This is a genomic window from Amycolatopsis sp. CB00013 (assembly GCF_001905755.1).
GTDB lineage: Bacteria > Actinomycetota > Actinomycetes > Mycobacteriales > Pseudonocardiaceae > Amycolatopsis > Amycolatopsis japonica.
Genome location: NZ_LIWC01000003.1, coordinates 249,095 through 273,443, shown reverse-complemented (window position 1 = coordinate 273,443; position 24,349 = coordinate 249,095). Strand labels below are relative to the sequence as shown.

The following is a 24,349-nucleotide window of genomic DNA, read 5'->3' as shown; positions in this document are numbered from 1 at the left end:
TCTAAGGTCACCCGTCCGGTTCCACATCATCAACCGGTCTCCGCGACCGAATCGAGACATTCCGTTCAGTCAGAAGCCCAGCCGTCGCAACTGACGGGGGTCGCGCTGCCACTCTTTGGCGACCTTGATGTGCAGATCGAGGTAGACCTTCGAACCGAGGAGCCCTTCGATCTGCTGCCGGGCGCGCGCGCCGACGTCCTTGAGCCGCTCACCCTTGTGCCCGAGGATGATGCCCTTCTGGCTCGGACGTTCCACATAAAGGAACGCGTGCACGTCGATCATGTCGTCCCTGCCCTCGTGGGGCAGCATCTCTTCGACGGTGACGGCGATCGAGTGCGGGAGTTCGTCCCGGACACCCTCCAGCGCCGCCTCGCGGATCAGCTCGGCGACCAGGGTCTGCTCCGGCTCGTCGGTGAGTTCGCCGCCCGGATACAGCTGCGGCCCCTCGGGAAGGTGCCGCACCAACAGATCCGAGAGCGCGCCGACCTGGAAACCGTCCACAGCGGACACCGGGATCAGCTCCGCGAACTCCATGACCTCCTGCAAGGCGAGCAGCTGCTCGGCGACCTGCTCGGGTTTCACGAGATCCGTCTTGGTGACGACGCCGATCACCGGGGTTCGCTTGGCGATCTTCTTGAGTTCGGCGGCGATGAACCGGTCGCCGGGGCCGACCTTTTCGTTGGCGGGCACGCACAAGCCGACAACGTCCACTTCGGACCATGTCGAGTGGACGATGTCGTTCAGCCGCTCGCCGAGCAGCGTCCTCGGCCGGTGCAGACCCGGTGTGTCGATGATCACCAGCTGTGCGTCGTCGCGGTGGACGATGCCGCGGATGGCGTGCCGGGTGGTCTGCGGTTTGCTGGAGGTGATCGCGACCTTGCTGCCGACGAGCGCGTTGGTCAGCGTCGACTTGCCCGCGTTGGGCCGCCCGACGAAGCAGGCGAAACCGGAACGATGCGGCTCGGCCATCAGTTCAGCACCTTGCCACTGGGGTCGGCCAGATAGATCGGGGCCTTTTCGGCGATGTCCCGGACCGCGTGCACGGACGCTTCCTTGAGCAGACCTTCGGCGGTGACCACGACCGCGGCCTCGATTCCTTCGGCTCCGCTCGAAACGGCGGCGGCGACGGCGGCCTGCAGCGCGGTGAGCTTGAACGACGGCTGGTCGACCGTGCTCGCCGCGTACGTGCGGCCGTCGGTGTCGCGGAGCGCGGCGCCTTCGGCGGCCTGGGTGCGGGCTCGCGCGGACCTGGCCAGGGTCACCAGCTTCTCGTCCTCGGCGTCCAGCTCAGGCATGTTCGACACTCCTGTCACTTTCATCGGGCTGCGGGACCCGGGTCCGGCGCCTGCCCTGGGCTGCGTCGGTCACCGCGTCCGCGTCGGCGGGGTGGACGACCACCGTGGTGATCCGCATCCGCCCGCGCCGGTCCTTACCGCCTTCGGCGAACAGCCGAAGTCCGGCGACCTCGGCTTCGGCCCCCGGCAGCGGGACCCTACCCAGTCGCTCGGCGAGCAGCCCGCCCACGGTCTCCACGTCGTGGTCTTCGAGGTCGATCCCGAACAGTTCACCCAGGTCGTCGATCGAGAGCCGGGACGAGACGCGGACCGCGCCGTTTTCGAGTTCTTCGACCTCGGGGCGTTCGTCGGCGTCGGATTCGTCGGTGATCTCGCCGACGATCTCCTCGAGGATGTCCTCGATGGTGAGCAGGCCGGCGGTGCCGCCGTATTCGTCGACGGCGATCGCCATGTGGTTGTGCGAGACCTGCATCTCCTTGAGCAGATCGTCGAGCCGTTTGGAGTCCGGCACGAAACTCGCCGGGTTCATCAGCTCCTCGACCTGCCGCTGCGAGCCGCCCTCGGCCATGTACGCGGGCATGAGGTCCTTGATGTTGACCACGCCCACCACGTCGTCGACGGAGTCGCCGATCACCGGCAGCCGGGTGAACCCGGTGCGCAGGGCCAGCGCGAGCGCCTGGCGCACGGTCTTGTCGTGCTCGATCCAGACGATCTCCGTGCGCGGCACCATGACCTCGCGCGCGACGGTGTCGCCGAGTTCGAACACCGAGTGGATCATCTCGCGCTCGGATTCCTCGACGACGCCGCGCTCCTGGGCGAGGTCGACCAGTTCACGCAGTTCGACTTCGGAGGTGAACGGGCCTTCGCGGAAGCCGCGGCCCGGGGTGATGGCGTTACCGAGGACGATCAGCAGCCTGCTGAGCGGGCCGAGGATCGACCCGAGGACGCGGACGGGACCCGCGACCACGAGCCCGATCCGGTACGGGTGCTGGCGGCCGAGGGTGCGCGGGCCGACACCGATGAGCACGTAGCTCACCACGACCATCACCCCCGCGGCGACCACGATGGCGAGCCACAGCGGCCGGATCCAGCCGAGGATGTCGACGGTGACCAGCACGGTGGCGGTCAGCTCGCAGGTCATCCGCAGCAGCAGGATCAGGTTGATGTGGCGGCGGCGTTCGGCGATGACCAGCGACAGCTGACGCGCGCCGGGGCGGCCGAGCCGGACGAGACCGTCGGCGCGGGCCTTGGAGACCGTGCTGACGGCGGCGTCGGCGGCCGCGAACACCCCGGCGAGCAGGATCAGCGCGATCGCGATGACCAGCAGGGCCGTGGGACTACCCATGTCCGCGAACCGCCTAGGCGGGGGGCTCTTCGGCGGGCGCGGCGGCGTCGAGGCCGGCGGTGCCGAGGAGCCTGTCGTCCGCGGAGCGCTGCGCGTCGCGCTTGTTGTGCGCGGCCACCGCGGCCTGGAACTCGCCGAGGATCCGCTTCTGCAGACCGAACATCTCGCGTTCCTCGGCGGGTTCGGCGTGGTCGTAGCCGAGCAGGTGCAGCACACCGTGCGTGGTGAGCAGGTGCAGCTCGTCCATCAGCGCGTGCCCGGCCGTCTTGGCCTGGTCCTTCGCGAACGCCGGGCACAGCACGATGTCGCCGAGCAGCGCGGGCGAGGCGTCGGGCGCGTCGGGGCGGCGCGACGAGTCGAGCTCGTCCATCGGGAAGGCCATCACGTCGGTGGGACCGGGCAGGTCCATCCACCGCTCGTGCAGGTCCTCCATCACCTCGAGGGTGACGAGCAGGATGGACAGCTCGGCGAGCGGGCTGACCTCCATCTTGTCGAGCGCGAAGCGGGCGGCCGACACGATCGAGGTCTCGTCGACGTTCACGCCCGATTCATTGGCGATTTCGATGCTCATGAACGGCGCTGACCCTTCCAACCGCTGCCCTGGTCCTTGCTGTCCTGCAGCGCCTGCCACTTCTCGTACGCGTCGACGATGTCGCCGACGAGCTTGTGCCGCACCACGTCCTGGCTGGTGAGCTGGGCGAAGTGCAGGTCCTCGACACCTTCGAGGATGTCGCGGACCACCCGGAGGCCGCTCTTCTGGCCGTTGGGGAGGTCGACCTGCGTGACGTCGCCGGTGACGACGATCTTGGCGCCGAAGCCGAGCCGGGTGAGGAACATCTTCATCTGTTCCGGCGTGGTGTTCTGCGCTTCGTCGAGGATGATGAAGGCGTCGTTGAGGGTGCGGCCGCGCATGTACGCCAGCGGCGCGATCTCGATGGTGCCCGCCTGCATCAGCCGCGGGATCGACTCGGGCTCGACCATGTCGTGCAGCGCGTCGTACAGCGGGCGCAGGTACGGGTCGATCTTCTCGTTGAGCGTGCCCGGCAGGTAGCCGAGTCGCTCACCGGCTTCGACCGCGGGGCGGGTCAGCACGATGCGGGTGACCTGCTTCGCCTGCAGCGCCTGGACGGCCTTGGCCATGGCGAGGTACGTCTTGCCGGTACCGGCGGGGCCGATGCCGAAGACGATCGTGTGCTTGTCGATGGCGTCGACGTAGCGCTTCTGGTTGAGCGTCTTGGGCCGGATCGTCTTGCCGCGCCGGGAGATGATGTTCATGCTCAGCACTTCGGCCGGTGACTCGTGGTCACCGGTGGAGAGCATGCCGACGGTGCGGCGGACGGTGGCCGGGTCGACCTGCTGGCCGCGTCCGGCGAGCGTCACGAGTTCGGCGAAGACACGTTCGGCGAAGGCGACGTCGGCGGGGGCGCCGGTCAGGGTGACCTCGTTGCCCCGGACGTGGACGTCGGCGGCGAGGAGCTCTTCGGCGACGCGGAGGTTTTCGTCCCTCGAGCCGAGCAGGCTGAGCGCGGCGGCGTCGGGGATGGGGAATCGGGACTGGGCCGCTTCGGTGATGGCGGCTTCATCAGCCTTCGTCGGGGTGACGTCCGCGGGAACGTCGGGTCGGGCGGCTTCACCCGGTACGGTTCCGGCCACGTGGCCTCGGGCCTACTTCCTGCGCTTACGCTGCGATTTTCAACGACAGTGACGAGTTCGATGTTACTGGTTGCGGGTGGCGGCACGCAGTCCGGTTTCCGCAGGCCGCGCGCCTCAGCGCCCGAAATGCCCCAGCTGCTCGCCGCCGAGCACGTGCGCGTGCACGTGGAAGACGGTCTGCCCGGCGTCACCGTCGGTGTTGAAGACCACCCGGTAACCGGACTCCGCGATCCCCTCGATCTCCGCGACCTTGCGAGCCGTCAGCGCGACGTCCGCGAGCAACTGCGGGTCGGCGGCGGCCATTTCACCGACGTTCCGGTACCGCTTCTTCGGCACCACGAGAACATGCACGCGAGCCTGCGGCGCTATGTCCCGGAACGCATACGTCGTCGCGTCCTCGTACACCTTGTCGGACGGGATCTCCCCCGCGATGATCCGCTCGAACAACGTCTCCGCGTCACTCATCCCCCCACCCTATCGCCCACGAGAGCCCCACGCGGGCGGGGCGAAGGGAACTTTCGCCGCGTCGCATGCGAGGAAAGTCCCCTTCGCGTCCACGCATCTCGGTCGGGGTGGCCGGGGTGGTCGTGAGTGGCACCCGCACTCACGTGATCGAAGCCGGAACTCGCGTGAGTGAAGCCGGAACTCGCGTGATCAGCGGCGGAACAGCCTGAGTGCGGCCTCCAATCACGCGAGTCACGTCCCTGATCACGCGAGTCACGCCGAAACCGAAGACCACCCCGCCGACCTCACCGTGGGGGCTCGGCCCCGATTCAACACGCGGCGGCGCGGATCTCGGGGCGCGGCAAGGAGCGAAGCGTCTTGCGAAGGGCCGGAAATGAAGATGCCGCGGCGCGGTGGGCCCTGGGGGTCGGCCCACCGCCGCCGCGGCTCCGCCGGACCGAGGGGGGAGGTGCCCGGCGGGGATTCACGCGCGCGACCGGGCTTCATCCCCAGTGGCGCGCCGAAACCGTGTGTTGCGCGTCAGTTAACGAGAGTAACGGCTGTTTGCGTGATCGCGCCATAACTCGCCGCAAATTAGTGGGGTGTTTTTTCACTTCCAGCGGTCGGTGAGAACCCCCAGTGCGCCGAGTGCCACGGCGGCGGCGGTGGAGGTGCGCAAAACGGTGGGGCCCAACCGGATGGCGGTGGCGCCGGCGTCGGTGAGGGTGTTCAGTTCTTCGTCGGTGATGCCGCCTTCGGGGCCGACGACGAGAAGGATGTCGCCTTGTGCCGGGAGTTCGATCTCGGTGAGGCGGGTGGTGATGCCGGATTCGAGGACGAGTGCGCGGGAAACGGTCTGCGCGAGTTCGGCGAGTTCGCTCGTGGTGGCGGGTTCGGCGACTTCGGGGACGTGGGCGCGGCGGGCTTGTTTGGCGGCGGCGCGGGCGGTGGTGCGCCAGCGGGTGAGGGCCTTGTCGCCGCGGGTGCCTTCTTCCCAGCGGGCGACGCTGCGGGCGGCGCGCCAGGGGACGATGGCGTCGGCGCCGGCTTCGGTGGCGAGTTCGACGGCGAGTTCGCCGCGGTCGCCTTTAGCGAGGGCCTGGGCGACGATGACGCGCAGCGCGGGCGGGTCCTCGATCCAGTGCTCCTCGATGGCCAACGTGAGCGCCGCGTCCCTGCCCGCCTGGACGGCTTCGACGACGCAGCGCGCCATGCCGCCTTCGCCGTCGGAGAGCACGAGACGTTCGCCGACGCGCAGACGGCGGACGGTGGCGGCGTGCCGGGCTTCCTCGCCGTCGAGGGTGGTGCGCCCGGAGCCGGGCAGCGCGGCGGTGAGGAAGACCGGCAGTGTCGTCTCGGGCACGGGTTACCGGTGGTTCTTGGTGCGCAGCTTGGAGAACAGCCCGCCGGGCTTAGAGCCGTTCGACGACAGTGAAGGCACGTCTTCGCCGCGCTGCTGGGCGAGTTCGACGAGGAGGTCGCGCTGGGCGTCGTCGAGTTTGGTCGGCACGACGACGTCGATGTGGACGTGCAGGTCGCCGCGGCCGTCGACGCGGCCGGAGGACCGCAGCCGCGGCATGCCCTTGGCGGTCAGCACGAGTTCAGTGGCGGGCTGGGTGCCCGGCTCGATGTCGAGTTCGTAGTCGCCGTCGACGAGGGTCTCGATGGGCACTGTGGCGCCGAGCGCGGCGGTGGTCATCGGGATGCGGAAGTTGCAGTGCAGGTCGTTGCCCTGCCGGACGAACACCTCGTGCGGCGCCTCGTCGATCTCGACGTAGAGGTCGCCGGCGGGACCGCCGCCGGGGCCGACCTCGCCCTGGCCGGAGAGGCGGATGCGCATACCGTCGCCGACGCCCGGCGGGATCTTGGCGGTGACGTTGCGACGGGCGCGGACCCGGCCGTCGCCGCCGCACTGGCGGCAGGGGTCCGGGATGACCTCGCCGAAGCCGCGGCAGACCGGGCAGGGGCGGGCGGTGACGACCTGGCCGAGGAACGACCGCTGCACGGACTGGACCTCGCCCGCGCCGCCGCAGGTGTCGCAGGTCTTGGTGCCGGTGCCTTCGGCCGCGCCGGCGCCGCGGCACAGGTCGCAGACGATGGCGGTGTCGACGGTGATCTCGCGGTCGACGCCGGTGGCGCACTCCTCGAGGGTCAGGCCGAGGCGGATGAGCGCGTCGGAACCGGGCTGCACGCGGCTGCGCGGGCCACGACCGCGGCCGCCGCCACCACCGGCGGCGCCGAAGAACGCGTCCATGATGTCGCCGAGGCCGCCGAAGCCCGAGAACGGGTCTCCGCCGCCACCGCGGGCGCCGCCGTCCATCGGGTCTCCGCCGAGGTCGACGACCTTGCGCTTCTGCGGATCCGACAGCACCTCGTACGCGGTGGTCACCTCGCCGAAACGGTGCTGGGCGTCCTCCGACGGGTTGACGTCGGGGTGCAGTTCACGGGCCAGTTTGCGGTACGCGCGCTTGATCTCCTGATCCGTCGCGTTCTTCGCCACCCCGAGAATGCCGTAATAGTCCCTCGCCACCGTCTTCGCCTTCTCCTTCTGACTTCGACCTCACCGTCGCGTTCAGCGACCGGAGAGGATCTGCCCCACGTAGTTCGCCACTGCGCGCACCGCGGCGATGGTGTTCGGGTAGTCCATCCTGGTCGGCCCGACGACGCCCATCCCGCCCAGCAGCAGGTCGTCCATTCCGTAGCCGATGGACACCACCGAGGTGCTGCGCATCTGCTCGTCCTCATTTTCCTCACCGATGCGCACCGTGATCGCACCGGGGTTGCGGGCGGCCGCGAGGAGCTTGAGGACGATGACCTGCTCCTCGAGCGCTTCCAGCACCTGCCGCAGCGATCCGGGGAAGTCCGAGACGTTGCGGGTGAGGTTGGCGGTGCCGCCGAGCACGAGCCGCTCCTCGGGGTGCTCGACCAGCGATTCCACCAGCACGGTGCACACGCGGGTGAGGTTGTCGCGCAGTTCGCCCGGCGACTTCTCGGGCAGTTCGGCGACCGCCGCTGCGGCCTCGGAGAGACGGCGGCCGGCCAGTGCCCCGTTGAGCACCGTGCGCAGCCTGCTCACGTTCTCCTCGGTGATGACGTCCCCGAGGTCGACGGTGCGCTGGTCGACGCGGCCGGAATCGGTGATCAGCACGAGCATCAGCCGGGCCGGGGTGAGCGGCACCACTTCCAGGTGACGGACGGCCGAGTTGGTCATCATCGGGTACTGGATGACCGCGACCTGCCTGGTCAGCTGCGCGAGCAGCCGGACGGACCGGCGCAGGACGTCGTCGACGTCGGTACCGCTGTCGAGGAACGCGGTGATGGCCCGGCGCTCGGCCGCGCTGAGCGGTTTGACCTCGGCGATCCGGTCGACGAACAGCCGGTACCCCTTGTCGGTGGGGATCCGGCCCGCACTGGTGTGGGGCTGTGTGATGTAGCCCTCTTCCTCCAGCGCCGCCATGTCGTTGCGCACGGTGGCGCTGGACACACCGAGGTTGTGCCGGTCGACGATCGCCTTGGAGCCGACGGGCTCCTGGTTGGACACGTAATCGGCGACGATCGCGCGCAGCACTTCGAAGCGGCGCTCTTCCGCGTTGGCCACCTGCACCTCCCTCGCTCGTCCTCACAACGAGTTTACGGAAGGTGGAGTGCCCGGCGAGCCACCGGACTTCTTCGGGCCCCTCAGCCGCGCCCCCGGAAGGAGCGCCGCCGCGGCTCCAAGGGCCTCCGGATCACCTTCACCGAACCCCACCAGGCGAAACCCGTGACGCGCAGCACCGGCGCGCCCGGCTCCGGACGCCGTCGCCCGGTCCCGCGGCCGGTGCCGAATCCGCCCATCAGGCCGAGTCCCCGGACGTCGAGGGCGAAGTCCTCGGGAACGACGATCTTGACGCCGCCCATCACCGCCACCGCCCTGATCGTGCAGGAGCCGGCGGCGATCCGGGCCCGCCGCAGATCGAGGCGCACACTGCCCCAGAACGCGCGGCTGACGTGACGGGACGGGAGCGGTCCGTCGAACCGTCGCGTGGTGCCGGACATGACGGCGAACGAGCGTCGTCCGCCTTGCTCCTCATCGCCGGTATGGGACAGGGCGAGCGCCCCGCCGGGCGACAGATCCGCGACGACGGGTTCGAATTCCGCGAAGGTCTTGGCCGCGTAGACCGCGTCCAGTCTCGTTTCCAGTTCACCGGCGGTGATCCGTCCCGCGCCCATGGCTTCGTACAGCAGTTGCGCGACGTTCTCACGATCGGAATCGGCCACTCGCATCGCCGACCGCTTCGGTTCTGACATGACGGCGACGATAACCGTGATCGGCGAATTCCGGAAAGCGCACGACCGCCGCACGGAAAGCCATGAGTGAAATCGGTTTCGCCACTCTGACGGGAATGACAATTCGACGACCGGCCATTGACCGTCCAGTGCCGGAAGGTCTTCCATCTAGGTCCCATGCGGAAGTTTCGTCCACCGGCCTCACTTTCCGACTCAGCGTGGAGCGCAGTAATGACTTCTTCCTTTCGCCATGTCCTGATCGCCGCCATGACCGTGACGTTGGTCGCGGTGGGCGCCCCGGCCGCGACCGCGGACTCCGATTCGGTATACACCACCTCTTCACCGCTTCCCGCCGGCGAGAACGGTGACATTGTCAAGTCGCAGCCCTCGACCTACAACGGGGCGAAATCGACCCGGATCCAATATCTTTCCCGGGACAACAAGGACAAGCAGGTCGCCGTGAGCGGCACCGTCCTGGTGCCGAACAATCCGTGGAACGGTCCCGGCGAACGGCCGATCGTGGCCTACGCGCCGTTCACCTTCGGCATGGGCCCGGACTGCGCTCCCTCGAAGACCCTCGCGGGCGAGGGCTCCTCGGATCTGGTCTCCGGTTTCCAAGGCGGTTTCGTCAACGCGTTGCTGGGCGCCGGATTCGCCGTCGCGCAGACCGACTACATCGGACCGTGGGTGGAAGGCGGCGGCGACCATCCGTACGTCGTCCGGCTGTCCGAGGCGCACACCGTGCTCGACGTCATCCGCGCCGCGCAGCGGCTGCCCGGAACGGGTCTGCCCGCCGACGGCCCGGTGGGCATCGCCGGCTACTCCGAGGGCGGCAGCGCCGCCGCGGCCGCCGCCGAACTGGCCGCCACCTACGCGCCCGAACTGAACGTCAAGGGCGTCTACTCCGGCGCGGCGCCCGCGGACAAGGCCGCGCTGTCCAAGTCGCTCGACGGCGGGATGTACGCCGGGTTCCTCGGTTACGCCCTGATCGGCATCAACCAGGCCTACCCCGAGGCCAGGTTGATGGACCTGGCCAACCCGGCCGGGGCCGACCTGTTCCTGAAGGCCCGGCAGACCTGCACGCTGAACGCGGTCTTCCAGTTCATGTACAAGCAGACCAGTTCGCTGACGAAGGAGGGCAAGCCGGTTTCCGCCTACCTGTCCCAGCCGCCGTTCGACGCGATCGTGGCGGAGAACCGGATCGGCACCGTCAAGCCCGCGATGCCGGTGCTGATCGAACACAGCCCGATGGACGACGTCATCCCGGCGGCCGTCGGGAAGCAGATGGCGAAGGACTGGTGCGGCAAGGGCGCCAACGTCCAGTGGAAGGACCTGCCGACGTTCACGCCGTTCTTCTCCCACGCGCTGGGCATGACGACCGCTTCGACCGACGCCGCCGAGTGGCTGAAGAGCGCGTTCAACGGCCAAGCGGGCAGCGGCAACTGCGGCCGGTTCTGACCCGCGCCGAAGTACATGAAAGCCCCCTTCCTTGCGCCTGGCGCAAGGAAGGGGGCCTTCATGTACTTCGGGAGCGAGGCGGCGTCAGCTGTTGCGCGGGAACCCGAGGTTCACCCCGCCCTGCGAAGGATCGGGCCACCGCGACGTGACGACCTTCGTCCGCGTGAAGAAATGGAACCCTTCCGGCCCGTAGGCGTGACTGTCCCCGAACAGCGAGTCCTTCCACCCACCGAACGAGTAGTAGCCGACCGGCACCGGGATCGGCACGTTCACGCCGACCATCCCGACCTCGACCTCGTTCTGGAACCGCCGCGCGGCCCGCCCGTCGTTGGTGAAGATCGCGGTGCCGTTGCCGTAGGGGTTGGCGTTGATCAGCTCCAGCGCCGCGTCGTAGCCCTCGGCCCGCGCGACCGCCAGCACCGGACCGAAGATCTCGTCGGTGTACACGGACATGTCCGGGGTGACCTGGTCGAACAGCGTCGGGCCGAGCCAGAAGCCGCCGTCCTCGCCGTCGACCTCGATGCCGCGGCCGTCGACGACGAGCCGGGCGCCCGCTTCGACCCCGGCCTCCACATAGGACTCCACGCGTTCGTGGTGGGCGGCGGTGACGAGCGGCCCCATCTCCGAGGTGGGCCGCATCCCGTCGCCGACGCGCAGCCGCTTGATCCGCTCGGCGATCTTCGCGACCAGTTCGTCGCCGACCGGGTCGACCGCGACCACGACCGACACCGCCATGCACCGCTCCCCCGCCGAGCCGAAACCCGCCGAGACGGCCGCGTCGGCGGCGAGGTCGAGGTCCGCGTCCGGAAGGACGACCATGTGGTTCTTCGCGCCGCCGAGCGCCTGCACGCGTTTCCCTTGCCTGGTCCCGGTTTCGTAGACGTACTTCGCGATCGGCGTCGACCCGACGAACGAGATCGCCTTGACATCGCGGTGTTCCAGCAAGCCGTCGACGGCCACCTTGTCGCCGTGCAAGACATTGAGGACGCCGTCGGACAGGCCCGCCTCGGCGAACAGTTCCGCGATGAACACGGCCGCGGACGGGTCCTTCTCACTCGGCTTGAGCACGACGGTGTTGCCGCACGCGAGCGCGTTCGGCACGAACCACAGCGGGACCATCGCCGGGAAGTTGAACGGCGAGATCACGCCGACCACGCCCAGCGGCTGCGAGATCGAGTACACGTCGACACCGGTCGAGGCGTTCTCGCTGAAACCGCCCTTGAGCATCTGCGCCGCGCCACAGGCGTACTCGACGTTCTCGATCGCGCGCGCGACTTCGCCGGCGGCGTCGGATTCGACCTTGCCGTGTTCGCTGGTGACGATCTTCGCCAGTTCGTGACGCCGCGCCGAAAGCAGCTCACGGAAGGCGAACAGCACCCGGGTCCGCCCCGCCAGCGACGTGCCGCGCCAGCCCGGCAGCGCCCGGGACGCGGCCGCGACTGCGGCGTCGACGTCGTCCTGCGCCGCGAAGGCGACCGTCGCCCGCACCTGGCCGGTGGCCGGATCGAACACGTCACCCGATCGTTCGCTCACGCCTTCGCACGGTTTGCCATCGATCCAGTGGTTGATGCGGTCGGTCACGGGTTCCGCCTTCCTGGTCCTGATACCTGCTCCCGGTCGAGTCTGGGTGCGCGCGCCACACCGACGCCATCGTCAACGTGTACGGACTCCCGGTCCCGCCCGTACAGTCTGTCTCCAGCGTTGTCGAACCGGGTGGGAGGCCGATGTACCCGACCGTCGCCGAGGTGCTCGCGCTGCCGGTGCTGCGTCAGGGCAGGCCCCATGTGGTGGCGGGGGCGGCGGGGCTGGACGCGCCGGTCCGCTGGGCGCACGTCGCCGAGGTCGCGGACATCGCCCCGTTGCTGCGGGGCGGGGAACTCGTGCTCACCACCGGGGTGGCGCTGCCCGACGACGGAGCCGCGCTGGCCAGGTACGTCGGTGATCTGGCGGGGATCGGGGTCGCCGGGATCGTCGTCGAACTGGTCCGGCATTGGAGTGAGAAGCTGCCGCCCGCGCTGGTCGACGCCGCGGACCGCCACGGTGTCCCGCTGATCACCCTTTCGCGCGAGACGCGTTTCGTGTCGGTCACCGAGGCGGTGAACGGGCTGATCGTCGACGCCCAGGTCGACGAACTGCGTGCGGCCGAGCGGGTCCACGAGACCTTCACCGCGCTCACGATCGCCGGCGCCGAACCGGGCGAAATCCTGCGGGAGGTCGCGAGGCTCACCGAACATCCCGTCGTGCTGGAGACGCTGTCGCACGAGGTCCTCGCCTACGACACGGCGGGGACCGATCCCGGCGAACTGCTGCCCGGCTGGCCGTCCCGGTCGCGCCCGGTGCAGGTCGGCGAGCGGACCGGCTACCACCAGGGCGCGGGCTGGCTGATCACCGTGGTCGGCGCGCGCGGGCACGACTGGGGACGGCTGGTCGTCGTCTGCGGGGATCAGCCGCCGCACCGGCACGTCGTGGTCGCCGAGCGGGCGGCGTCCGCGCTCGCGGTGCACCGGCTGGTCGCGAAGGACACCGACAGCCTCGAACGCCAGGCGCACCGCGCGATCCTGACCGAACTGCTGGCGAACCCGGTGCCGCCCGCCGAACTGACCGCGCGGGCCTCCGCGCTGGGTGTCCCGCTCACCGGGCGGCTGCTCGTCGGGGTCGCCGTGCGGCCCCGGATCACCGTGACCGCCAAGACCGCGCAGTCCACTCCGGTACTGCTGCGGGAACTCGCCGAGGCGACGGTGCTCGCCGCGCGGCACGCCAAGGTGTCCGCGCTGGTGGCCACCGACGACACGCAGGTGCGCGCGCTGATCGCGCTCTCGCCGGAGGCGGGGGTCGACGCGGTCCTGCGACGGCTGGCCACCGACGTCCACGAGGCCCGCGCCGGCGCGCCCGCCGTGGTCGCGGTCGGGACCACGGGGAGCGGGCCCGCCGAAGCACGGCGGACGCTCGTCGAAGCCGCGCAGGTCGCCGCCGCGGCGCTCGCCGAGAACGTCGAACGGGTGCTCCACCGGCTCGACGACGTCCGGTTGCGCGGACTGCTGCATCTGCTGGCCGGCGACGAACGGATCACCGCGTTCGCCGCGCGGGAGCTCGGCCCGCTGCTGAGCCGGGACGCCGCGCAGGGCAGCAGACTCGTTCAGGCGTTGAGGCATTACTGCGAGCACGGCGGCAACAAGTCCGCGGCGGCCGCCGCCGCGCACACCTCCCGCACCGCGTACTACCAGCAGCTGGCCCGGATCGAGCAGGTCCTGGGCGTGCGGCTCGAAGATCCGGAGTCGATGCTCTCGCTTTATGTCGCTTTGCTCGCCCACGACATTCGAAAAGCGGACGACCACACGTCCGGGTGAGTAAATCTCACCCGAGCGTGGAACACAGTGATCGGGCCACGTCAGCCGATAGGGTTGATATGGCTTTCTTCGAACCGATCGGCGCCTGCGTGCTCGCGTTGGCCTGTATGGCCCCGGCGCAACCCGCCGAATCCACGTTTCAGCTGACCAGCCACGACACCAGGGGCCGGATCGGCACCGTCTCGCTCACCTGCGGGCCCACCGGGGGTTCCCACCCCTCGCGCGGGAACGCCTGCGGCAAACTGTCCGAAGTGGACGGAAAGTTCGACAGGCTCCGCCCCGAACCTCGGGCCTGCACCCTCGAATACTCGCCGGTGGACGTCTCCGCGGTCGGCAAGTGGCGCGGCGAACCGGTCACCTTCCGCACCTCGTACGCCAACCGGTGCGTCGCCGACGCCGAGTCGGCCGGCGTCTTCACCTTCTGACCGAGGCACTTCCGTCGAGGTGACCGCCGGACCTCCCCCTCGGTGGCCCGGCGGCGCCGTTCACCGCCGCCTTGATCGCCCTCACCCCCAAAGAGGGCGATCAAGGCCGTGGGTCACGGCTCAAGGACGGATCACGTACCGGCAGCCGGTCCCGTCCTTCGCGGTGACGGGGGTCTGACGCGCGAGGGACCGGCTCAGGTTCCATTCGCGCCAATCATCTTCCGGGATTTCCCGCACGACCGGTCCGAGCACACAGGACCGCAGCGGCTCGGGGAGCCGGTCGGCCGACGGCACCACGTCGGCGGAAAACCGTGACAGGTAAGTGGTGTCGAGTGTCTTGCCGTGCGCGAGCCGGTCGATGTTGCGATCGGCGATGAACCGTTCCGGATCGAGCACGGCCAACCCCAGCAGCGCCGCGACGGCCGCTCCGATGGCCGCGCGCGGCAGCCAGGCCGACCGCAGCGGGATCAGGGACGCGAGCACCAGCACGAAGATCAGGCCGATCCAGAGCTCGCAGACCTCGACCAGCAGCCGCAGCACGGTGAACCCGTACGCCTGCTGGTATGTCCACATGCGACTCAACGCCGACGCGACCAGCACCAGGCTGAGCACGCTCAACGCGCCGAGCAGTCCGCGCTGCCAGGCCCGATCGGCCACCGAGGTCTTCGGCGCCCAGCGCAGCGCGGCGGCGACCAGCAGCAGCGTCAGCACGGTGATGGCGGATAGCTGCCAGAACCCGCTCCTGGCGTACTCGGCCGCCGTCAGGCCGCTCGTGGCCAGCAGGTATTCGGTGCCGCCGAACAACACGACCAGGCGGACCACGACGAAACTCGTGAACAGCAGTACCAGCACACCCAGCGGCAACGTCCATTCGAGCCGGTGCGCGAGCCGTTTGCGCGGTGCGTCGTCGGCGGCGGGCAGCGGGGGCGCCGCCAGCAGGTAACACGCCCCGGTGACGGCGAACGCGGCCACCACGAACAGGAAACCCCAGCGCACGAAGGTTCCCGGGTTCAGTTCGGGGATCACCGCGTCGACGACGCCCGCGAACGCGGCGTCCGCGCCCCGCAACAGCGGGACGAACACCAGCAGCAGCAAGGCACTCGCCAGCACGGGCACGAGGAACCTCGGCCGTGTCCGGCCTTCCTGTTTCTTGCCGAGCTTCGTGAGCCCGCGCCCGACCCACGGGATCGAAAGCAGCGCTTCGATGGGGACCGCGAAGACGTCGTAGACGATCGTGTTCACGGTGCGTTTCCCGACCACAGCGAGGGATCCCGCGACGAAGGCCGCCAGCACGCACAGGACGTTCAGCCACAACGACGCGCGGAACATCCCGACCGCGAGCAGGCCGAGGGCGGCCGCCGCCCAGACCGCGTTGACCAGCCCGAAATGCGGTTTGGCGTCGCCGCGGGCGCGCTTGTCGGCGAAGTAGACGGCCGCCGCGAAGGCGAGCCCCGCCACGAACCAGCCCGCGCCGGGGTCGTCCGGCATGACGAAGGCGGCGACCAGCCCGGCCGCGACCGCCGCGGGCAGCACGGAGGCGGGCAGCGGGACGATCGCCGACTTCGGCGGTACCCGCGGCCGCATCAGTATCGGCACCTGCGACACCGGCGGGGCGGGCGGCAGGGTGGTCGTCGCCGAGGGCGGCGACGCGTGCGCCTGCTTCTCCTCTTGCTCTTCGCTCATCGAATCCTCCAGTTTGCGAAAGCACATATCGTGGGGAAGGGGCTGAAAGCGTCCTTCGCCTCATGTCATGCGGTGAAGGACGCTTTCGCCCCATCGCATGCGGGGAAAGTCCCCTTCAGCCCCTACGGAACGGGGATCACGACGCGGATGACACAGCCCGGCCGTCCTTCGGGGGTGACGACGGCGATGCTGCCGTCGTGCAGGTCCACCACCCACCGCGCGATCGCGAGCCCGAGGCCGGTGCCCCCGCCACCGGCCCGCTCACCGCGGGTGAACCGCTCGAACACGCTGTCCCGCTCCCCCGGCGGGATCCCGGGGCCTTCGTCCTCGACCTCGATGACGACGTCGGCCTCGCGGGCCTCCGCCCGCACCCGGACCTCTCCCCCGGCGGGTCCGTGCCGGACGGCGTTGTCGAGCAGGTTGACCACGACCTGGTAGAGCCGGCCGCGGTCGGCGACGGCGGTCGCGCCGGGCGGCTGGACGTCGACGGAGAACCGCACGCCGCGACCGGTGACCCCGGCCTCGGTGGCGACCTCCTCCAGCAGCAGTTCGAGATCGAACTCCTCCAGCTGCAACGGGAAGGCACCCGCGTCGATCCGGGAGAGATCCAGCAGTTCCGAGACCAGCCTGCCGAGCCGTTCGGTCTGCTGCAGCGCGGTCTTCAGCGTCGCCGGATCGGGTTCGGCGACCCCGTCGACCAGGTTCTCCAGCACCCCGTTCAGCGCGGTGATCGGGGTGCGGAGCTCGTGGGAGACGTTCGCGATCAGCTCGCGGCGGCGCTGATCCGAGGCGTCCAGGTCGGCGGCCATCTGGTTGAAGGCGTGCGACAGCTCGCCGACCTCGTCGCGGGCGGTCGCACGGACCCGCCGGGTGTAGTCGCCCTTGGCCATCGCGCGGGCCGCGGCGGTCATCTCCCGCAGCGGCCTGGTCATCCCGTGCGCCAGGATCTGCGAGGTGACCACGGCCAGCACCATGGCGGCGATCGTGGTCCGCGGCGGCAACCAGCCGATCTGCCAGTTGAAGAAGGCGAACGCGATCCCGCCCGACGACACCAGCAGGATCGCGAGCTTGAGCTTGATGGAGCGGACCGGGTCGAGCGGTCTCGGGAGCGCGTCGACCACGCGGCCGAGCAGCGGGCGGAGCTTCACGATCCCACCTCCAGGGCGTACCCGACGCCGTGCACGGTGCGGATGAGGTCGGCGCCCAGTTTGCGGCGCAGCGCCTTGATGTGGCTGTCGACCGCGCGGGTGCCCGAACCGGTACCCGCGACGTCCCAGTCCCAGACCTCGCTGAGCAGCCGTTCCCTCGGCTGCACCGCCCTCGGGCGTTTCGCGAAGTGGACGAGGAGGTCGAACTCGATCGGCGTCAGCTGGGCCTGGGTGCCCGCCCGCGTGACCCGCCGCTGGTCGACGTCGATTTCGAGGTCGCCGAGCACGATCTTCGTGCCCGCGTCCTCGCCTTCGGCCCGTGCGGACCGTTCGACGCGGCGCAGCAGCGCGTGCACCCGCGCCGAGAGCACCCGCATCGAGAACGGTTTGGTGAGGTAGTCGTCCGCGCCGACGCCGAGGCCGATCAGCATGTCCGTCTCGTCCGAGCGGGCGGTCAGCATGAGCACCGGGACCGGGCGGCGGGCCTGGATCCGGCGGCAGACCTCCAGCCCGTCGAAGCCCGGCAGCATCACGTCGAGCACCACCAGGTCCGGCTCCCGCTCGGCGTCCGCCTCGACACCGGAAGGGCCGTCGTGCGCCAGGTCGACCGAGAATCCTTCGGCCCGCAAACGCGCGGCGATGCTCTCCGCGATGGTCACGTCGTCCTCGACGACCAGCACCCGGCGTCCTCCCAGTTCCATGGGGATGACTGTAGGCATCGGCCGTGGAGACCATCCGGGTGAGCTGTGGAGATCCTGTGGAGATGTTTCGGCCGGTTTGCCGGATTACTACGTCCGTGTGTGTGACGCAGGTCATGCACCAGTGGCCTTCGAACGCAATCGACAGTCTGCGTTCCGACACCCTCAACAGTGAACAGTCTGCCAGTCCCACCCGCGCGGCGCGGGCGAGCACGATTCCGCAATGGAGCCGACGGCACGCGGTACGCAGCACGTGCATCCTGATGGCCGGGTGGAACTCGGCGAGGTCGAGTCCTTGAAGGACAGCCGCTTCTACAACGAAGAACTCGCCCCGGTCCCGGTCGAAAAGCGGACCTGGACCACGTACACCTACTTCGCGCTGTGGATGGGCATGGCGCACAACATCCCGTCCTACGCGCTCGCGGCCTCGCTGATCGCGCTCGGCATGGACTGGGTGCAGGCGCTGCTCACCATCACCATCGGCAACCTGATCGTGTTGATCCCGATGCTGCTCAACAGCCACGCCGGGACGAAGTACGGCATCCCGTTCCCGGTGTTCGCCCGCGCCTTCTTCGGGATGCGCGGCGCGAATCTGGCGGCGTTGCTGCGGGCGTTCATCGCGTGCGGCTGGTTCGGCATCCAGACCTGGGTCGGCGGCGAGGCGATCTACATCATCGTCGGACGGCTGGCGGGTTCCGGGTGGAAGGACTCCGCCGTCGTCCTCGGCCAGCACTGGACACTGTGGCTTTCGTTCGGCCTCTTCTGGCTGTTCCAGATGCTCATCATCTGGCGCGGGATGGAGGCGGTCCGCCGGTTCGAGAACTGGACGGCCCCGCTGGTGTCGGTCGGTTTCCTGATCCTGCTGGGCTACGTGCTGGTCAAGGCGGGCGGGCTCGGCCCGATCCTGTCCGAACCCGGGAAACTCGGCTGGGGGCCGGACTTCTGGAAGGTGTTCGCGCCGTCGCTGATGGCGATGATCGCGTTCTGGTCGACGCTTTCGCTGAACATGCCGGACTTCACCCGGTTCGGCGGCAGCCAGGGCAAGCAGGTCCGCGGCCAGATCCTCGGCCTGCCGACCACGATGACGTTCATCGCGATCGTGGCCATCCTGACCACCTCGGGCGGCAGCGTCCTCTACGGCGAGCAGATCTGGGATCCGGCGAAACTGGCCGACCGGTTCGATTCCCCGGTCGTCGTGGTGGTCGCGCTGGTCGCGCTGGTGCTGGCGACCGTGTCGGCGAACCTCGCGGCCAATGTGGTCAGCCCGTCCTACGACTTCTCCAACGCCTTCCCGAAGAAGATCACCTTCGCGGTCGGCGGGCTGATCACGGGCATCATCGGCATCGTCATCCAGCCGTGGCGGCTCTACTCCGACCCGAACATCTACATCTTCGCGTGGCTCGGCTTCTACGGTGGCCTGCTCGGCGCCGTCGCCGGGGTGCTGGTCGCCGGCTACTGGGTGGTCAACCGCACCAAGCTGCGCCTGCGGGATCTGTACACCGAACGCGGCATCTACTGGTTCAACGGCGGCTGGAACTGGCGCGCGCTCGTCGCGACGCTGGTCGGCGCCGTGCTCGCGGTCGGCGGCGCGTACGGCGGGCCGTTCCCCGCCGACGGGCTGATCCCGTTCCTGAAGCCCCTCTACGACTACAACTGGGTCGTCGGCCTGGCGGGCGCCTTCGTCGTCTACCTGCTGCTGTCCCTGCCCGAACGCAAGCGCACCACCGATATCGAGGAGGATGCAAGTGAGCGACGTGGTCCGAGCCGGATTGATCCAGCAGCGGTGGACGGGTGACAAGGAGTCCATGATCGCGAACGCGGTCGATGCCATCGGCAAGGCCGCTTCGCAGGGCGCGCAGGTCGTCTGCCTGCAGGAGTTGTTCTACGGCCCGTATTTCTGCCAGGTGCAGGACACCGACTACTACTCCTACACCGAAGGCATCCCCGACGGGCCGACGACGAAGCTCATGCAGGAGGTCGCCGAACGCCACGGCGTCGTGCTGGTCGTGCCGATGTACGAGGTCGAGCAGCCCGGCGTGTACTACAACACCGCCGCGGTGATCGACGCCGACGGCACCTACCTCGGCAAGCACCGCAAGAACCACATCCCGCAGGTGAAGGGTTTCTGGGAGAAGTTCTACTTCCGGCCCGGGAACATGGGCTACCCGGTGTTCGACACCGCCGTCGGCCGCATCGGCGTCTACATCTGTTACGAACGGCATTTCCCGGAGGGCTGGCGCGCGCTGGGCCTGGCCGGGGCGAAGATCGTGTTCAACCCGTCGGCGACCAGCCGGGGTCTTTCGGAGTACCTGTGGCGGCTGGAGCAGCCCGCGGCCGCCGTCGCGAACGAGTACTACGTCGGCACGATCAACCGTGTCGGGGTGGAACCTTTGGGCGACAACGACTTCTACGGCCAGTCGTATTTCGCCGACCCGCGCGGCCAGCTCGTCGGCGAAGCCGCGTCCGATACCGAGGAGGAGATCGTCGTCCGCGATCTCGACATGGGCAAGCTCGCCGAAGTGCGGGATCTGTGGGCCTTCTACCGGGACCGGCGTCCCGACAGCTACGGACCCCTCGCGGAGGCGTGATGACCACCCTCATCAGCGGCGGGCGGGTGCTGTCCACGGCGGGCGCTTCGGCGGCGGACGTCCTCGTCGACGGCGAGACGATCTCGGCCGTCGGCGCCCCCGGCACGCTCGGGCCCGCCGACTCGGTGATCGACGCCACCGGGAAGTACGTCATGCCCGGCGGGATCGACGCGCACACCCATATGGAGATGCCGTTCGGCGGAACGCATTCCGTCGACACCTTCGGCACCGGGACGACGGCGGCGGCGTGGGGCGGGACGACCACGATCATCGACTTCGCCGTCCAGGCCAAGGGCACCTCACTGCTGTCCACTATGGACAAATGGCACGAGAAGGCCGACGGCAACTGCGCCATCGACTACGGCTTCCACATGATCGTCTCCGACGTCAACGACTCGTCGTTGAAGGAGATGCAGGCCTGTGTCGACGGCGGGGTCGGCAGCTTCAAGATGTTCATGGCCTATCCGGGGGTCTTCTACTCCACGGACGGCGAGATCCTGCTGGCCATGCAGAAGGCGCGCGAGATCGGCGCGACGATCATGATGCACGCGGAGAACGGCATCGCGATCGACCAGCTGGCCGCGCAGGCGTTCGCGGCCGGGAAGATCGACCCGGTGCAGCACGGGCTCACCCGCCCGCCGGAGCTGGAGGGCGAGGCGACCTCGCGCGCGATCCAGCTGGCCAAGGTGACCGGGGCGCCGCTGTACATCGTGCATCTCTCGGCGTCGCAGGCGCTGGCGGCGGTCGCGGAAGCGCGTGACGACGGGCAGAACGTCTTCGCGGAGACGTGTCCTCAGTATCTGTATCTGTCCATCGAGGACTTGGCGAAACCCGATTTCGAGGGCTCGAAGTACGTCGCCTCTCCCCCGCTGCGCGAGAAGTCGCATCAGGCGGATCTGTGGCGAGGGCTGCGGACCAACGATCTTTCAGTGGTGTCGACGGATCACTGTCCCTTCTGTTTCAAGGACCAGAAGGAACTCGGCCGCGGCGACTTCCGCGCTATCCCCAACGGGATCCCCGGCGTCGAGCACCGGATGGACCTGCTGCACCAAGGGGTCGTGGCGGGCGAGCTCACGCTCGGACGCTGGGTCGAGACCTGTTCGACCACTCCGGCGCGCATGTTCGGGCTGTACCCGCGCAAGGGGGTGATCGCGGCGGGTTCGGACGCGGACATCGTCGTCTACGACCCGGCGGCGAAGCAGACCCTGTCGGTCGAGACACATCACATGAACGTGGACTACTCGGCCTACGAGGGCATGGAGATCACCGGCAAGGTCGACACCGTGCTCTCGCGCGGGCGCGTGGTGGTGTCGCCGTCCGGTTTCTCGGGCAGTACGACGCACGGGAAATTCCTCTCGCGCGACCTGAACCAGTACCTGAACTGAGGCGGTGGCCATGGACTTCGGGATAGTTCTCCAGACCGATCCGCCCGCGCGCGACCTCGTGCGGCTGATGAAGGCGGCAGAGGACCAGGGTTTCCGCTACGGCTGGACGTTCGACTCGTGCGTGCTGTGGCAGGAACCGTTCGTCATCTACTCGCAGATCCTCGCGGCGACGTCGTCGATGATCGTGGGCCCGATGGTGACCAGCCCGGCCACGCGGGACTGGTCGGTGATGGCGTCGACCTTCGCCACGCTCAACGACATGTACGGCAACCGGACGGTGTGCGGGATCGGCCGCGGCGACTCGGCGCACCGGGTGGTCGGCATGCCACCGTCCACTTTGGCCACCGTGCGCGAGTGCATGCACGTGGTCAAGGAACTGGCCGAAGGGCGTGAGGTCCTGTTGCGGGACAAGCCGGTGCAGATCCCGTGGATCCGCAACGGCAGGCTTGAGATGTGGATGGCGGGTTACGGGCCGAAGGCGCTGAAGACCGTAGGCGAACACGCTGACGGCTTCATCCTGCAGTGCGCCGATCCCGCGATCGCCCGGTGGACCATCGGTTCCGTCCGCGAGGCCGCACGCGCGGCGGGACGGGATCCGGCCGGGATCACGATCTGCCTCGCGGCCCCGGCGTATGTCGGCGACGATCTGGCGCATCAGCGGGAGCAGCTGCGCTGGTTCGGCGGGATGGTCGGCAACCACGTCGCGGATCTCGTGGCGCGGTACGGCGATTCCGGGCCGGTGCCGCACGAGCTGACCGACTACATCCGTGAGCGGCAGGGCTACGACTACTCGCACCACGGGCGGGCGGGGAATCCGTCGACCGACTTCGTCCCGGACGAGATCGTGGACCGGTTCTGCCTGCTCGGGCCGTCGTCGGCGCACGTCGAACGGCTGGAGGAGCTGGCTTCGCTCGGTGTCGACCAGTTCTCGCTGTACCTCATGCACGACCAGCGCGAGGAAACCCTGAAGCGCTACGGCTCGGAGGTCATCAACCGCTGACACCCGCATTTCGTCCTCTGAATGCGTTCTTCCGCATTCAGAGGACGAAATGCGTGGGGTCAGGCGCCGAACCAGGTGGCGAGGGACTCACGCAGGCCCTCGGCGTCGTCGCCCGCCCAGGCGACGTAGCCGTCCGGGCGGATCAGGAGGACGTCGGCGGGCCTGTCCTCGGCCTTCGCGGTGTGGACGTCGGCGCGGCCTTGCGCGAGTTCACGCAGATCAGGCCTGCCCGCGAGGTCGAGCAGCACCGGCCGCGCCCCACGCAGCAGCTCGGCGACGCTGGTCGCGCCGTCGTCGGTCTGCAGCGCGAGGTCCGGGACGAACATGCCGACGAGCGCGTGCGAGGAGCCCGGCATCGGGTAGCGCGTGTCGGTCCCGGCGACGTGGGACGCCAGCCGTCGCGCGGCCTGCTCGTCGTCCAGCAGTTCCTGGAAGACCGCGCGGAGCGCTTCGGCGGCTGCGTCGTGCCCGCGCCGCAACCCCACCTGCGCCCGGGACTGCAGCAGCGCACGCGCACCGGCGGCGTGCCGTTCCGCGTGATAGGTGTCCAGCAGCCCTTCCGGTGCCCGGCCCTGGATCTCGGCGGCCAGCTTCCAGGCGAGGTTGACCGAGTCGGACATGCCGACGTTGATCGCCGTGCCGGTGGAGGGCAGCAGGTGGGCCGCGTCGCCCGCCAGCAGGATCCGGCCTTCGCGGTAGCGCTCCGCCTGGCGGGCGGAGAACTGGTAGCGCGAGAGGCGGACCGGCTCGCCCAGCGGGACGTCCCCGCCGAGCACCCGGCGGATGCTGTCCCCGAGTTCGGCCAGGGTCATCGGCACGTCGTCGTCGACCTCACCGGGATCGTCCTCCGTGGTCTGGATGAACAGGATCCCCGGCGTCAGCGAACCGAGCGCGAACACGCCGGTGTCGGTGCGCGTGAAGCCCGCCTTGATCCGGCCCAGCTCCGGCGTCTCGATGTCGCCGTTGTCGTGCACGGTCAGTCCCTCGGGGATCTTGACCTGCCCGATCCGGTTCACCTCGGGATAGGTGGTGCCGGGGAAGCCGATCCCCGCCATCGACCGGACGGGACTGCGCCCGCCATCGCACCCCACCAGATACGGGGCTGTGATCTCGTACGTCCCGTCCGGGTCGCGCACCTCGGCGGTCACCGACACGTCGTCCTGACGCACCCCGACGACCTCGTGCCCGCGACGCACTTCCGCGCCGAGTTCCGTGGCGTGCTCCTCCAGCAGCCGCTCCAGCGACTGCTGCCGGACCGAAAGCGCCTTCAGCGGCGGCTCGTCGAACTGGGTGAGGTCGACGTGGACCCCGCCGAAGGGAAAGCGGTGCGGCGGCACGGGATCGGTGACGAGCGCCCGTACCTTCTCCAGCAGGCCGCGATGGTGCAGCAGGTCCAGGATCTGCCCGCTGAGGCCGTGGGCCTTCGGAGTCTTCCCCTGTTCCGGCCGCCGTTCCAGGACCAGCGGGCGCGCACCGGCCAGCCGCAGTTCGGCGGCCAGCATCAGACCGGTCGGGCCGGCACCCACGATGATCACGTCGACGTCCGTCAAATCTTCACTCCTGTTCGGCCTGTTCTGGCTACGGCCGAGGATTCTGCGGTACCACCGGGGTCTT

22 protein-coding genes are annotated in these 24,349 nt (G+C 69.2%); 7 read left to right on the top strand and 15 right to left on the bottom strand.

The window, feature by feature from the left end; translation table 11 throughout:
- Positions 1-69 precede the first annotated feature (69 nt).
- The 10 genes from era to AMK34_RS20865 all read right to left on the bottom strand — a co-directional run bounded on the left by era (position 70) and on the right by AMK34_RS20865 (position 9,024).
- Positions 70-969, bottom strand: a complete 900-nt coding sequence (gene era, locus AMK34_RS20910) for a GTPase Era (RefSeq protein WP_016332464.1) — start codon at positions 967-969, stop codon at positions 70-72.
- Entirely contained in the window at positions 969-1,295 is a 327-nt protein-coding gene (locus tag AMK34_RS20905) for a cytidine deaminase (RefSeq protein WP_038517063.1), read from the bottom strand. Before AMK34_RS20905 ends, era begins: the two co-directional genes overlap by 1 nt.
- The gene (locus AMK34_RS20900; protein WP_073846495.1) at positions 1,288-2,640 is read right to left on the bottom strand and encodes a hemolysin family protein; all 1,353 of its coding nucleotides are present in this window, start codon (positions 2,638-2,640) and stop codon (positions 1,288-1,290) included. Before AMK34_RS20900 ends, AMK34_RS20905 begins: the two co-directional genes overlap by 8 nt.
- A 13-nt stretch (positions 2,641-2,653) precedes the next feature.
- Positions 2,654-3,211 carry an rRNA maturation RNase YbeY gene (gene ybeY / locus AMK34_RS20895; protein ID WP_038517068.1) on the bottom strand — a complete coding sequence of 186 codons (558 nt, stop codon included), beginning with the start codon at positions 3,209-3,211 and terminating at the stop codon, positions 2,654-2,656.
- Entirely contained in the window at positions 3,208-4,293 is a 1,086-nt protein-coding gene (locus AMK34_RS20890) for a PhoH family protein (protein ID WP_037342828.1), read from the bottom strand. Before AMK34_RS20890 ends, ybeY begins: the two co-directional genes overlap by 4 nt.
- A gap of 114 nt (positions 4,294-4,407) precedes the next feature.
- On the bottom strand, positions 4,408-4,758 hold the full coding sequence (locus AMK34_RS20885) for a histidine triad nucleotide-binding protein (protein ID WP_073846494.1): 351 nt from the start codon (positions 4,756-4,758) through the stop codon (positions 4,408-4,410).
- A 589-nt stretch (positions 4,759-5,347) separates the two neighbouring features.
- A complete protein-coding gene (locus tag AMK34_RS20880) occupies positions 5,348-6,100 on the bottom strand; it encodes a 16S rRNA (uracil(1498)-N(3))-methyltransferase (RefSeq protein ID WP_073846493.1) in 753 nt (250 codons plus the stop codon).
- A 3-nt stretch (positions 6,101-6,103) separates the two neighbouring features.
- Positions 6,104-7,267: a molecular chaperone DnaJ gene (gene dnaJ, locus AMK34_RS20875; protein WP_037342822.1), complete on the bottom strand. Its 1,164-nt coding sequence runs from the start codon at positions 7,265-7,267 to the stop codon at positions 6,104-6,106.
- A 42-nt stretch (positions 7,268-7,309) separates the two neighbouring features.
- The gene (hrcA, locus tag AMK34_RS20870; RefSeq protein ID WP_073847135.1) at positions 7,310-8,335 is read right to left on the bottom strand and encodes a heat-inducible transcriptional repressor HrcA; all 1,026 of its coding nucleotides are present in this window, start codon (positions 8,333-8,335) and stop codon (positions 7,310-7,312) included.
- 80 nt (positions 8,336-8,415) lie between these two features.
- Positions 8,416-9,024: a DUF1707 SHOCT-like domain-containing protein gene (locus tag AMK34_RS20865; protein ID WP_038524056.1), complete on the bottom strand. Its 609-nt coding sequence runs from the start codon at positions 9,022-9,024 to the stop codon at positions 8,416-8,418.
- 210 nt (positions 9,025-9,234) lie between these two features.
- On the opposite strand from AMK34_RS20865, the gene AMK34_RS20860 reads away from it, so the two are divergent.
- On the top strand, positions 9,235-10,461 hold the full coding sequence (locus AMK34_RS20860) for a lipase family protein (RefSeq protein ID WP_073846492.1): 1,227 nt from the start codon (positions 9,235-9,237) through the stop codon (positions 10,459-10,461).
- A gap of 84 nt (positions 10,462-10,545) precedes the next feature.
- Here AMK34_RS20860 and AMK34_RS20855 read toward each other — a convergent pair whose 3' ends face one another.
- Positions 10,546-12,042, bottom strand: coding sequence for a CoA-acylating methylmalonate-semialdehyde dehydrogenase (locus tag AMK34_RS20855; RefSeq protein ID WP_073846491.1), 1,497 nt, complete (start codon positions 12,040-12,042; stop codon positions 10,546-10,548).
- A 143-nt stretch (positions 12,043-12,185) separates the two neighbouring features.
- On the opposite strand from AMK34_RS20855, the gene AMK34_RS20850 reads away from it, so the two are divergent.
- Both AMK34_RS20850 and AMK34_RS20845 read left to right on the top strand, forming a co-directional pair.
- Positions 12,186-13,808 (top strand): PucR family transcriptional regulator, encoded by a 1,623-nt coding sequence (locus AMK34_RS20850; RefSeq protein WP_038517080.1) that lies wholly within the window; start codon positions 12,186-12,188, stop codon positions 13,806-13,808.
- A gap of 59 nt (positions 13,809-13,867) precedes the next feature.
- Positions 13,868-14,233, top strand: a complete 366-nt coding sequence (locus AMK34_RS20845; RefSeq protein ID WP_038517083.1) for an SSI family serine proteinase inhibitor — start codon at positions 13,868-13,870, stop codon at positions 14,231-14,233.
- A gap of 120 nt (positions 14,234-14,353) precedes the next feature.
- On the opposite strand, the gene AMK34_RS20840 is transcribed toward AMK34_RS20845, so the two are convergent.
- The 3 genes from AMK34_RS20840 to AMK34_RS20830 all read right to left on the bottom strand — a co-directional run bounded on the left by AMK34_RS20840 (position 14,354) and on the right by AMK34_RS20830 (position 17,744).
- A complete protein-coding gene (locus AMK34_RS20840; protein ID WP_073847134.1) occupies positions 14,354-15,916 on the bottom strand; it encodes a DUF4153 domain-containing protein in 1,563 nt (520 codons plus the stop codon).
- 122 nt (positions 15,917-16,038) lie between these two features.
- Entirely contained in the window at positions 16,039-17,064 is a 1,026-nt protein-coding gene (locus tag AMK34_RS20835; protein ID WP_073846490.1) for a HAMP domain-containing sensor histidine kinase, read from the bottom strand.
- Entirely contained in the window at positions 17,061-17,744 is a 684-nt protein-coding gene (locus AMK34_RS20830; RefSeq protein ID WP_038524060.1) for a response regulator transcription factor, read from the bottom strand. Before AMK34_RS20830 ends, AMK34_RS20835 begins: the two co-directional genes overlap by 4 nt.
- A gap of 241 nt (positions 17,745-17,985) precedes the next feature.
- Here AMK34_RS20830 and AMK34_RS20825 point away from each other — a divergent pair, with 241 nt between their 5' ends.
- From AMK34_RS20825 to AMK34_RS20810, 4 genes are read left to right on the top strand one after another with little or no spacing between them, the layout of a single operon-like run.
- Positions 17,986-19,557: an NCS1 family nucleobase:cation symporter-1 gene (locus AMK34_RS20825; protein ID WP_073846489.1), complete on the top strand. Its 1,572-nt coding sequence runs from the start codon at positions 17,986-17,988 to the stop codon at positions 19,555-19,557.
- Positions 19,508-20,350: a nitrilase-related carbon-nitrogen hydrolase gene (locus AMK34_RS20820; RefSeq protein ID WP_073846488.1), complete on the top strand. Its 843-nt coding sequence runs from the start codon at positions 19,508-19,510 to the stop codon at positions 20,348-20,350. The genes AMK34_RS20825 and AMK34_RS20820 overlap by 50 nt, the downstream gene beginning before the upstream one ends.
- Positions 20,350-21,735 carry a dihydropyrimidinase gene (gene hydA, locus AMK34_RS20815; protein WP_073846487.1) on the top strand — a complete coding sequence of 462 codons (1,386 nt, stop codon included), beginning with the start codon at positions 20,350-20,352 and terminating at the stop codon, positions 21,733-21,735. Before AMK34_RS20820 ends, hydA begins: the two co-directional genes overlap by 1 nt.
- Before the next feature lie 10 nt (positions 21,736-21,745).
- Positions 21,746-22,735 (top strand): TIGR03842 family LLM class F420-dependent oxidoreductase, encoded by a 990-nt coding sequence (locus AMK34_RS20810; protein WP_038517097.1) that lies wholly within the window; start codon positions 21,746-21,748, stop codon positions 22,733-22,735.
- Positions 22,736-22,794: 59 nt separating this feature from the next.
- Here AMK34_RS20810 and AMK34_RS20805 read toward each other — a convergent pair whose 3' ends face one another.
- Entirely contained in the window at positions 22,795-24,285 is a 1,491-nt protein-coding gene (locus tag AMK34_RS20805) for an FAD-dependent monooxygenase (RefSeq protein ID WP_073846486.1), read from the bottom strand.
- Positions 24,286-24,349: the final 64 nt, after the last annotated feature.